The following is a 12441-nucleotide window of genomic DNA, read 5'->3' as shown; positions in this document are numbered from 1 at the left end:
CTGGTTCTCGGGAGCACCGGCTGCCGATGCCTCGGCGACGGCGCTGGACTCGGAGACGTTCGAAGCCCGCAGCAGCACGTGCTGCCCGGCGACCGCGGCACGACCGAGCACCGTCATCGACTCGTGGTTCGCGTAGGTGAGGGCGAGCCCGAAGCCGATGGCGGCGTCGGCCGCGTCCAGGGCCGCGGCCGAGGCGACGCTGTCGGCGACGGCCTTCTGCGTCGCGGTGAGTGCGAGCGTGCCGGTGAGCTGCTGCGTCGCGCCGGTGCCCAGCCGCGCGAGCGTCGACACGTTCGACAGCGCGATGCCGATCGACGGCGTGATCGCGACGCCGCCGCGCGCGCCCATCTTGGCCTCGACCGTGGTGGCGTCCTTGGCGTCGGCGGTGAGGACGAGGTTGCGGATGCCCGTGATGACGACGCCGTCGACCACCTCGGCGACGGTGTCGTGGGTGACGATCGCGAGCGCGACGGCGACGCCGAGTCCGAGCGAAGTCGCCGGATCCTGCTCCTCGCCGTGCGGCAGCGCCTTCGCCGTGGTGTCGACGTCGCTCTTGGCGGTCACCGCCGTGTCTCCGCCCGTGAGCTCGACCGTTCCCTCGACCGCGGCACGCGTGAGGTGGTTGACGACCGCGAGCCCGAGCGAGCCCGCACCGGCGAAGTCGCCGCCGCCCGCTCCCGACGAGCCGATCGCGCTGATGGTCGAGGTCGTGTCGTCGCCGTCGGCCGCGGCATCCGCCGTCACGAGAAGGTCGTGCGCGCGCACCGTGAGGTGTGCGGGAACGACGGCCGTGTTCACGACCTCCATGAGGGTCAGTCCGACGCCCACGCCGATGTTGGCCGTTCCCCCGTCGACGGCGGAGCCGTCTCCCGCCGACGAGGAGTCCGTGTTGGCGGAGGTCAGGAACGCCACGGTTCCGGCCGCGGTGAGCGTGCCGACCTCGGCCGTGACGCCCGCGCGGACGACGGGATTCGACAGGCTCACGCCGACCGCGGCTGCCGCGTTGACGCCGCCCTGGCTCGACTCCGCCTGCGGGGCGCGCTGCGCGTCGCCGCCCGACGTCTCCAGTCCGTTCTGGGCGGCCTGTCCGTCAGCGTGGTCCTGCTCGCGGTTGATGAGTTCGTTGACGCCGGTGTTGTCGGGATCGCTGTCGGGGGCGCTGGTGTCCTCCTCGGGAGCACCGGCGGCGGACGCGGTCGCCGACGCGGTGGACGCCGACACCGCCGACGCCCGGACCACGATGTCGCCGCCCGCCTGGACCACGCGCGCGAGATCGCTCGTCGCCGCGTGGTTCGCGATCGTGAGGCCCAGTGAGACGCCGATCGCGGCGTCTCCGCCCGAGACGGCGGACGCCGACGCGGTGCTCGCGACCGCGGACTTCAGCGCCGACGCCAGCTGCAGCGATCCCGCGAGCGCCAGCGAGCCGGTGCCCAGGCGCGTCGCGGCCGTGACGTTCGAGAGGGTCGTCGCGACCGCGGGGGCGATCGACACGCCGCCCCCCGCCGCGCCCATGCGCGCCTCGGTCGTCGCCGCATCGGCGACCGTCGACTGCAGAGTGACATCGTCGGCTCCCGAGATGACGACCCCGTCGGCGATCTCGGCCACCGTGCGGTGCGTGACCAGATCGAGGGCGACGGATGCCCCGAACCCGAGGTCGGCCGCTTCGGTGACGCCTTCGCCCGCCGGCAGCGCCTCCACGGTGCTGCTCAGATCGCTCGCCGCCGTCACCCACAGGTCGCCGCCCGTGAGGGCGACGGTGCCGTCGATGGCGGCGCGCGTCTGGTGGTCGACCACGGCGAGCGCGAAGGAGCCGGCGACCGAGACGTCTCCGCCTCCGGCCCCGGAGGTGGCCGCGGCCGAGACGGTCGCCGTGTGGTCGTCGCCGTCGACAGCCGTCTGCGCGCGGACCACGAGGTCTCGGGCGGTGATCGTCAGGGCGGCAGGGACGACGGCGGCGTTGCGCACGTCGGCCAGCGCGATGGCGACCGCGGCGCCGATGGTCGCGGTGCCGCCGGCGGGCTGCGTGGCGGAGCCGTCGGCCGTCGCCGCGGCGTCGGTGTTGGCCTCGGTCTGCAGCGTCGCGATGCCGCCGGAGGTGACATGCCCGACGGTGACGACGACTTCCGAGATCACCGTCGCGAGCGCGACGGCGATCGCGGCCGCCGCCTGTACGCCGCCCTGGCTCGTCTCGGCGGCGGGAGCCGCGGCGCCGCCGGTGCCGCTGCCGGTCTCGGCCGCGCCGACCTGGTCGGCAAAGGCGAGCTGACCCCCGATCTGCTGGTCGACGCCGCTGGGCTCGCCCGCCGCGGGGGCGTCAGCGGATTCCGGCGCACCGGCCGCCGAGGCGGACGCCGAGGCGGTGGTGCGCGAGACGCCGGCCGTGCGGAGTGTGACGTCGCCGCCTGCGACGACCTCGCGCTCGACGCGGGTCGTGACGGTGTGGTTGGCGATCGGCAGGCCGAGGCTGATGCCGATGCCCGCGTCGGCTGCGTCGGTGACCGACGACGTCCCGGAGGCCGACGCCTCGGCCTCCTGGGTGGCGTGCATCGCCAGGGCGCCGCTCAGCGTGAGGGCGGCCGGTCCGGTGCCCAGGCGCGTGGTCGTCGTGATGTTCGACAGCGCGATCGCCACGGCCGGTGCGAGTGCGACGCCGCCGCCCTGCGCGCCCATCTTCGCCTCCACCGTCGCGGTGTCGGCGGCGGTCGCGATCAGGGTGACGTCGGTAGCGCCGGTCAGCGTCGCCCCGTCAGCGAGCTCGGCGAGCGTGTCGTGGCGGATGATCGCCAGACCGACGGACGCCCCGAATCCGACTCCGTCGCCCTGCGCCTCGGCGCCGACACCGTGCGGCAGTGCCTTCACGGTCGTCGTCGCCGCGCTGCGAGCGGCGATCGTCGCCGCGCCCGTGAGCGTCGCGGAGCCCGCGAGGCGGGCGATGCTCTCCCGGTGCACCACCACGAGGGCGAGCGATCCCGCGACGGAGACCTTGCCGCCGCCCGCGCCGGCCATCGAGGTCGCGTCGGCGGTGGATGCCGCGTCCGCGCCGTTCGCGAGGGCCGCCGTGGTGAGCACCAGGGTCGTGGCGTGCACGGTGGCTCCCGCAGACACGTGCGCACGGGTGGTGACGTCGGCATCGGTGATCGCGACGGCGGCGCCGATCGTGGCGCTCGAGCCCTGCGAGGCCGAGCCGTCGGCCGTGGCGGTCTGGTCGACGTTGTCGAGCGCGGCGAGCCGCACCGTGCCGGCCGTCACCGTGGCGTCCGGCGCGATCACCGTCTCGCTCCGCAGCGTCGCCAGGGTGAGGGCGATCGCGGCGGCCGCGTTGACCGTGCCCTCGCTCGTCTCGGCGCTCGCAGCGTCGGCACTGCCCGAGGGCGCTCCGCCGTTCTCGGTGGCGACACCGTCGGCGTGGGCGCGCTGGGCGGCGAGCTGCTGGTCGACGCCGGCCGCGGCATCCGGATCTGCGCCCGCCGGGGTCTCGTCCTGCGGCGCGCCGGCGGCGGAGGCGACGGCCTTCGTCGCGGAGCCGCTCGTGAGGAACGTGGCGAGCAGGGCGTCGGCGGCCGAGACGCTGCGCTGGACGCGGGCGAGCGCGGAGTGGTTCGGCATCGCGAGAGCGAGCGCCACGCCGATGCCGGCGTCTCCCGCGCCCTCGACCTCGGCGGTCGCCGTGGCGTTGGCGGTCGCGCCCAGCACGGCGTCCATGCGCAGCGTGCCCGTGAGGGCGAGCGCCGGTGCGAGGAGCGCTTGTGCCGTCTCGGTGGACAGAGCCGTCGCGACGACCGGCGTGAGCGCCACGCCGCCTCCTGCCGCGCCCATCCTGGCCTCGACCGTCGTGGTGCTGCGGCCGTTCGCGGTGAGGGTGAGGTTCGCGGCACCGGTCAGCGTCGCGCCGTCGGCGACCGTCGCCGTCGTCTGGCCGGTCACGATGGCCAGGGCGAACGCCGCCCCGATGCCGAGGGTGCCGGCGCCGCCGACGCCGTCGCCGTGCGGCAGTGCCTTGGCAGTGGTCTCGAGACTGCTCGACGCCGCCACGACGGCGTCACCGATGAGCTGCACCGTCCCCGCGAGCTCGGCGGTGGACCGGTGCGTGGTCAGCGCGATGGCCACGGATCCGGCGACGGAGATCTTGCCGTCTCCCGCGCCAGCCATCGATTGCGCGACGAGCGTCGACGCACCACCCGCGAGCGCGGCCGTGAGCACCTGAAGGCTGGCGGCGCGCACGGTCGCCCCCGCCGAGACCGACGCGCGTGTGCCGCCGTCGCCCTTCGCAAGGGCCACGGCCGCGCCGATCGTGCCGGAGCCCCCGTCGGCGGCCGATCCGTCGGCGGTCGCCTGACGGTCGACATCGTCCTGAGCCGCGAGCGACGCGGCGGCGCTGGCCACGACGGTGGCACCGGCGAGGATGCGCGCCTCGCTCACCGTGGTCGCCAAGGTCAGCGCGATGGCGGCCGCAGCATTGACGCCGCCCGCGCTCGTCTCGGCGCTCGGCGCACTGGCGCCGGGGGCCGAGGCTGCGCCGCCGTTCTCGGCGGCGACGCCGTCGGCGTGCGCGCGCTCCGCCTGCAGCTGCTGGTCGACACCGTCGCCGGCGGCACCGCCCGGGTTGCCCGCGTCGCCGGAGTCCGCGCCGTTCTCCGGTGCACCCGCCGCCGAGGCGACCGCGTGCGACAGCGACGACGAGGTGAGGAACGAGGCGAGGGAGACGTCGGTCGCCGTCGCATCCCCCGCGATCTCCGCGACCGCGCGGTGCTGCGGCATGGCGAGGGCGAGCGCGACGCCGATGCCGGCGTCGCCCGCCCCCTCGACGGGTGCGGTGGCGGTTGCGGTTGCGGTGGCGTGGAGGACGGCATCCATCCGGATCGCCCCGCCGACGTTCAGCTGAGCGCCCGTGCCGATCCGGGCGAGTGAGGTCTCGGTCGACAGCGCTGTCGCGACGACCGGGGTGAGGGCGACCCCGCCGCCCGTGGCGCCCATGCGCGCCTCGACCGTCGTGGTGCTGCGGCCGTTCGCGAACACGGTGAGCGCGTCGGCATCGGTGAGCGCGGCGCCGTCCGCCACCTCCGCGGTGGTCACGCCGGTCGTGATCGCGAGGGCGATCGACGCGCCGATGCCGAGGGTCGCGGCTCCGCTCACGCCGTCGCCGTGCGGCAGGGCCTTCGCGACGACGTCGGCGGTGTTCGATGCCGAGATCAGCGCCGCGCCGGCGATCGTGGCCGATCCTCGCAGCGAGGCGAGCGACGTGTGGTTCAGGATGGCGAGGGCGACCGACCCGGCGACCGAGATCTTGCCGCCCCCGGCGCCCGCCGCCGACTCGGCGCTCGTGCGGGAGACCGTGTCGTCGCCGTTCGCGAGGGTCGCGGTCGACAGCTGGAGCGAGCCGGCGGTGACGGTGGCGCCGGCGAGCACGAGAGCCTCGGTCGCCACGTCCGCGCGGGTGAGCGCGACGCCGGCGCCGATCGTGGCGGTGGTGCCGCTCGCAGCGGAGCCGTCGGCCGTGGCGGACTGGTCCGCGTTCTCGAGCGCGGCGACACGCGCCTGGCCGCCGGCGGTGACCGCGGCATCGATGATCGCCCGGCTGACCGCCGTTGCCAGGGTCAGTGCCACGGCGGCTGCGGCATTCACCTTGCCGCCGCTCGTCTCCGCGCTCGGCGCCGCGCCCTGCGACGCCGACCCGCCGGCGCTCGTCGCGACGCCATCGGCGTGCGTGCGCTCCTGCGTGAGCTGCTGGTCGACGGCGTCGCCGCCGTCACCTCCGCTGCCGGCGTTCTCGGGCGCCCCGGCAGCGGAGGCGACGGCGGTAGTCGTGGCCTTCGAGGTGAGGAAGGAGTGCGCGAGGACGTCGCCGCCCGCCTGGACGTCCCGGGCGACGGTGGCCAGGGCGCGGTGGTTCGGCATCGCGAGAGCGAGCGCGACGCCGACGCCGGCGGTCGTCGTGTTCGTCACGTCCGCGGTCGCGTTCACGATGCCCGAGGCATCCAGGATCGCGTCCAGACGGAGGGTGCCGGTGAGCTCGAGCGTGCCGTCGCCCATGATGCGCGCCTCGGCCGTCTCGGTCGTGAGCGCGGTTGCGACGACGGGAGTCAGTGCGACCGATCCGCCCTTGGCGCCCATCTTGGCGTCGGCCGTCGTCGCACTCGCACTATTGGCGTAGAGGGTGACGTCGGCGGCGCCCGTGATCGTCCCGCCGGTGGACAGCTTGGCGAGGGTCGTGCCCGTGACGACGGCGAGCGCGAAGGATGCGCCGATGCCGAGCGACTGCGCCCCCGAGACGCCGCCCTCGTGCGGGAAGGCATTGGCGGTCGTGGTGAGGTCGCTCGTCGCCGCAGCGGTCACCGCTCCCCCGCCGGTGATCGCGACCGATCCGTCCACCCCCGCTCGTGTCACGTGGTTGGCGAGCGCGAGGGCGACCGAGCCGGCGACCGACAGCTTGCCGCCGCCGGCTCCGGCGAGAGACTCCGCGCCGAGGGCGGACGTCGCATCGCCGTCGTCGACGAGTGCCCGTGCGAACAGCTGCAGGCCGCCCGCGGTGATGACGACCCCGGCCGGCACGACCGCGGTCGTCGAGATGTCGGCGCGCGTCAGGGCGACCGCCGCGCCGATGGTCGCGTCGGTCCCCTGCGACGCGGACCCGTCAGCGCGCGAACGCACGTCGGAGTGCGTGCCGGCGTCGATGACGACGGAGCCGCTCGCGGTCAGATCCCCACCGAGAAGGACGTCCGCGGCCAGCTCGGCGAGCGTGACGGCGACGGCCGCGGCGACCGCGACCTTGCCCTGCGACGTCTGTGCGGACGGGGTGTCGGTGCCCGGCAGGGCGGGCGTGCCCGCGGTGGCGTCGGCGTGCTCGCGCTGCCGCTGCACGGCCTCGTCGACGCCATCCCCCGCGGCACCCCCGGGGTTCGCCGGGTCGGTCGAGTCGGTGGCGTTCTCGGGTGCGCCCCCTGCCGAGGCCGTCGCGTTCGAGGTCGCCTCCGAGACGGCGTGGGCGGTGAGCGCCGCGCTGTCGGCCGACACGTCGCGCGCCAGCTGCACCCGCGCGGCGTGCTCGGCGAGCGTCAGCGCGAGCGAGGCGCCGACGGCGGCCGTGCCGGTCGAGACCGAGATCGCGCCGGCGGTCGCCCCGGCGGTCGCGTCCTGCACAGCCGCGAGGCGAAGGGCGCCCGTGAGCGCAAGAGCCGCCCCGGACCCGAGCCGTGCCGCGGTCCGGATGCTGGACACGGTCGTCGCGACGGCGGGCGCGACCGACACGCCTCCGCCCGCGGCACCCATGCGCGCCTCGGTCGTCGTCGTGGCGGTCGAGCGCGCGTCGACAGTGAGCGCGGACACGCCCGCGAGCGTCGCACCGTCGGTGACCTCGGCGAGGATCTCGGCGCGGACGATCGCCAAGGCGAAGGCGGCGCCGACGCCCAGGTCGCCGGCGGCGGTGACCCCCGCGCCCGCGGGAAGGGCCTTCACCGTCGTGGCGCTCGTCCCGTTCGCGGCGATCGTGAGGGACCCGCCGCCGGCCGAACCGTCGAGCGCGGCACGGAGTGTGCGCTCCACGAGCGCGATGGCGACCGATCCCGCGACGGACACGTCCCCTCCCCCTGCCCCGGCGATGGACTCCGCTCCCGAGGAAGACGCCGCGTCAGCGCCGTCGGCGACGGACCGGACGTGTACGGCCGTGGTCGGCGAGGTGATCGACGCGCCGGCCGCGACGACTGCGGTGGCCACGAGGTCGGAGTCGGTGATGGCGACGGCGGCGCCGATGGTCGCGTCCGTGCCCTGCGCGGCGCGCCCGTCCGCCTTCGAGGTGGCGTCGGTGTGCTCGCCCGCGACGACCGTCACCGTGTCGGCAGTGACGACGCTCTCGATGGCGACCGACACCGTGGCGTCGGCGGACGTCACGGCGACCGCCGCGGCGGCGTTCACGCCACCCTCGCTGGTCGCGGCGCTCGGGGGCGTGCTCGTGTTGCCGCTGCCGCCCGCTTCGCCGACCGTGGCGTTCGCGGCGCTCTGGGCGGCCGCGACCTGCGCGTCGACCCCGCCGCCCGCACCGCCGGCCGAGGAACTGCCGGGCGCACCCGAGGCGGAGGCCGCGGCATCCGACGTCGCCTTCGAAACGCCGGTCGCGCCGACCGAGACGTCGGCGGAGCCGTCTGCGGCAGCCGCCGCCGTGACATCCCGCGCAAGCCGGGCTTCGACCGAGTGGTCGGCGAGCGTCAGTGCGAGCCCGACCCCGATCGCTGCAGTGCCGGCAGGAGCGACGGCTGCTTTCGCGACCGAAGCGGTCTCGGCACGCTGCACCGCCGTGACGGTGAGGTTCTGCACCGAGAGGCTGCCATCGCCGCCGATGAGGCCGACCGTGCGCGCGGTGCCCATCGCCACGGCGGTGAACGGCGCGACCGCCAGGTCGGCTCCGGCGGCCGACCCGCTCGCCTCGGCGCGCACGACGTCGGTGCCGCTCGCCACGACGGCGATCTCGCCGGTGCCGGCGATGCCGGTCGCCGCGCCGCTGAGCCTCGCGGTGGTGACGGTCTCGCTCGCCGCGAGAGCGAACGACGCCCCGACCCCGGTGGTGGCGCCGGTGCCGCCGTCGGTGGCGAGGATCGCGCGGGCGGTGGTGTCCGCGACGCCCGTCGCGGCGACGGTGAGGCTCGGGCCGTCGAAGCTGCCCTCGAGAGCGGAGGAGGTCTCGACGCTCGAGAGGGCCAGGGCCACGGAGCCGGCGACCGAGAGGTCGCCGCCCGATCCCGCGCCGCCGGTGGCAGTGGCGGTGATGCGGTGGGCCGGATCGCTCACGCCGCTCGCGGAGAGCGGGGCGACTCCGGCGGTGAGGGTGAGGCCCGCAGCGACGACGGTGGCGTCGGCGGCGAGCGCGGTGCGGACGCGGGCGTCCGCGAGGGTGATCGCGACGGCTGCCGCGATCGTGGTGGCAGCGGGTTCGCTTCCCTCGGCCGGAGGCCCGCGGTCCGCCGGGGCGCCGGTGGCAGTCGCGTCGGCCTGCAGGTTGCCCAGCGCGGTGAACGATACGTTCGCCGCCTGGATCGACACGCCGCCGACGACGACGTCGCTGGTGAGGTCATGGATGCCGAGGGCCACGGCCGCAGCCGCGGCGACGGTGCCCTGCGGGGTCGCGGGGGTGGGCGCGGCGGGCACCGATCCTGTGCCGCCGCCCGCCGGCGCGGCCGCACCCGCCCGGCCGCGGGCGCCGGCGATCTGGGCCGACGGGCCGGCCGCCGCGACCCCGGACGTCACGCCCGCCGATCCGGTGGCGGAGGCGCTCGCGTCGGTGTCGGACGATCCGCGCGCGTCGGCGGCGAGGACGACGTCGCCGGTCGCGAGGACGTCACGCACGAGGCTGATCGTCGCGGAGTGGTCGGCGAACGAGAGCGCCAGCACCACGCCGACGGCGGCGCCGTCGCCTGCGGTGATGTCGCCGCGCGCCGTCGTCGTGCCGGGGGCGACCAGGGTCGCACGCAGCGTGAGGTCGCCCGCGAGCGAGAGCGGCTCGGGAGCGGCGCCGACGCCCGACGTGGCCGAGGCGTTCGACACCGACGTGGCGAGGACCGTCGAGAGGGCGCCGGACGCTGCGCCGCCGACCGCGCTCACCGTGTGCGGCGCGACAGTGGTGGAGAAGAGGGTGAGGTCGCCGATGCCCGTTGCCGCAGCGCTCGTGAGCTCGGCCGTGGTGTCATCGTTCACGATGCCCAGGGCGACATGTGCGCCGAGACCCGTCGCGACGCCGGCCGTCGTCCCGGGTGCGGCCGCCGCGAAAGTCGCCGCCGACGAGAAAGCTTCGAACCGGACGTCGGTCGGCTGCGGTCCCAGGAAGCCGACAGGGCCGCCGCCGAGCAGGGCGTGGGTGGTGCGGGTGGTGAGCGCGATGGCGAGCGCACCGGCTGCACCGAAGCTGTCAGCCGCCCCCGCCCCGGACTTCGCGCGTGCGCGGTACTCGCTGGCGGGCGCCCCTTGCGGCGATGCAGCGATCGCGTACACGGCGAGCGACGGCGCGGTGAGTGTCACGTCTCCGACGGCGGCACGCGTGTCGACGTCGACGGCGTTCACCGCGACGGCGACGCCCACGCCGCTCGCGTCCTCCGTGACAGCGGAAGCGTCTGCGTCCGCCACGGCCGAGCCGTGCGCCCGGGCGACGACGATCGCGCCGCCGTCTGCGGTGTACGCGGCCGTCGGAGCCGCGCCGAGCGTCACGAGCGTCACGACGTCGAGGTCGGTGAAGGCCAGCGCCCCGGCGACATCGACGGTGCCCTCCGGCGTCGTCGCGTTGCCGTCGGTCGACACGTTCGGGTCCGTGCCGTTCTGGGTCGCGCCGCCGGCGCTCGCTGTCGCCGTGGTGTCGACGGCGTACACGCTGTCTGCCTCGACGTGCAGCACGCCCCCGGCATCCACCGCGCCCGATGATGTGACCGCCGCGCGCGTGTCGATCGCCACGCGGCTCACGGCGATCGCGCCACCGGCCTGCTGGGCGGTCGCCATCGTGTCGACGTCGGCGTCCGAGCGGGCGAGGAGCGTGATGTCGCCGGTCGCGGAGATCGCGGCGTGACCCTCGACCTGCACCACGGCCGTGGCCGACGCGTCGGAGTAGGCCGCCGCCGCGTCGACGTCGTCGGTGCCCGTACCGGTCGAGGTGACATCGAGGTCGAGCTCGGACGTCGCTGACAGGTGCACGTCCCCGCCGGCGCCGTTGGCGGTGATCGAGCCGTCGTGCACGATGACCCGGGCCGTCGCGTTCGCCTCGCCCAGTGCCGAGGTGACCGCGTCGTCGGACTGCTCGGTCACCGCGTGGGCGACGATGGCGTGAGCGCGGGCGACGAGGTCCGCCCCGGTGACGGTCGCGCCGGTGAGCAGCACCTGGGCCGTCGCGTCCTCCCCGACGGTGGCGGCCGCCGCCTGGATGCCGACGTAGCCCGTGGCGGTGATGGTCGAATCGGTCACCCGGATGGTGGCGGTGGCCGACTCGTCCGTCCCGTTGTTCGCGTGGGCCACGATGACGACGTTCTCCCCGGTGATGACCGAGCCGCCGTCGATGACGACCTCGGCCTCGACGGGCGCAGGAGTCGTCGGCGCCGGCGGCTCCTCGCAGGGCTCGGTCTCGCAGGGTGCGGGCTCCTCGGCCTCGAGCAGCTCGGCGATCGCGGTGAGGAGGATGTCGCCGCCCGTGAGCGACGCGCCGTTCATGAGGATGCGGGCCGCGCGGAGGTCGAAGTCGATGCCCGAGAAGATGAGAGCGCCGATGATCCGGATGATGGCGCGGGCGCCGCTCGTGTGGATCCGGACCGACGAAGCCGGCACGACCGTCGTGTCACCGTCGTTGGTCGTGATGACGAGGTCGCCGGCGGCGTTCTGCGAGATCCAGATGATCTCGTCGTCGACGTCGCGGTCGACCTCGATGTCCCCCGCCGGCGCGTCCGGCGTCTCGGTGGCCGGGTCGGCGGGGTCCTCGGGGTCGGGAACCGTCGGGGCATCCCCAGGCGTCCCCGGGTCACCGGGCTCCGCCGGCACCTCGGGCGCCTCTCCCCCGGGCTCGGTGCCGTCTGCAGGCGGTTCCGGGGAGGCCGGCGGCTCGGTCGGCTCGGGCACCTCGGGTGCCGGCACGGCCGGAGGCTCCGTGTCCTCGGGCGCCGCCGGGTCCTCGACGGGCTCCGGGTCGCCCTCGGCGAACGGCGTGACGCCGGCCGCCGAGTCCTGCCCATTCAGCGCCGCGTCTGCGTCGGCGGCCTCGTCGGCCACGAACGGACGGACGTTGAGGAACGCCGGCGAGCCGGTGACGTCGGGCGCACCGGGGGCGGTGGGCTGATCGGGAACGTTCGGCACCGGCGGCTCTTCGGGGACCTCGGGAGGTTCCGGGGCGCCCGGGTTCTGCGGCGTCCCGGGAGCCGGCTGTGGAGCAGGCGGCTCGGGCACCTCGGGCGTCGGCGGACCGGGCACGCCCGGGGTCGGAATCCCGGGCAGACCGCTGGGCGGCTCGGGTGCTGTCGGCGGCGCCGGGGGTTGCGGCGGGGTCGGCAAGCCGGGCATCGCGGGGATCGCGGGCGCCTGGGGTCCGTTGCCGTCGCCGGGTCCGTTGCTCGGACCGCAGACGAGCGTCGTGCTTGTCGAACCCGATCCGTCGTTGGTCGTCACCTCGCGGCAGTTGGGTCCGAAGGGATTCCCAGGTGCCGCCGGAGCGGTACGGCGCGGGTCGGCCGGCAGAACGATCACGAGCGAGTAGTCACGCGGGTTCGTGACCGGCGGCACGAGCAGTTCCGGCTCGTCCGCGTCCAGACCATCGGCGCCGAGGTTCGAGCCGTCGCCCGGGAGCTGCTCGCCGGCCCCGGTCCAGCGGTCCGGGTCGAGCGCCCACGGCGCCGCCCCGGAGTCCTGGCCTGCGTGAGCGCCCGGCACGCCGACGGCGCCGTCCCAGACGAACTGGCCCAGCACGAGCGAAGACGCGACAAGCGCCAC

General features: G+C 75.7%; 1 protein-coding gene (cut by a window edge). It reads right to left on the bottom strand.

Annotated features, from left to right (window positions below; translation table 11 throughout):
- Window positions 1-12441, bottom strand: the start of a protein-coding gene (locus tag C9992_RS18140; RefSeq protein ID WP_160150916.1) for a hypothetical protein. 17832 nt of this gene lie to the left of the window's left edge; only the first 12441 of its 30273 coding nucleotides appear in the window; the start codon lies at window positions 12439-12441; its stop codon lies beyond the left edge, outside the window.

It is taken from the genome of Microbacterium timonense (genome assembly GCF_900292075.1).
Taxonomy (GTDB): domain Bacteria; phylum Actinomycetota; class Actinomycetes; order Actinomycetales; family Microbacteriaceae; genus Microbacterium; species Microbacterium timonense.
The sequence above is the reverse complement of the archived record's forward strand: the minus strand, read 5'-3'. Positions and strand labels throughout refer to the sequence as shown.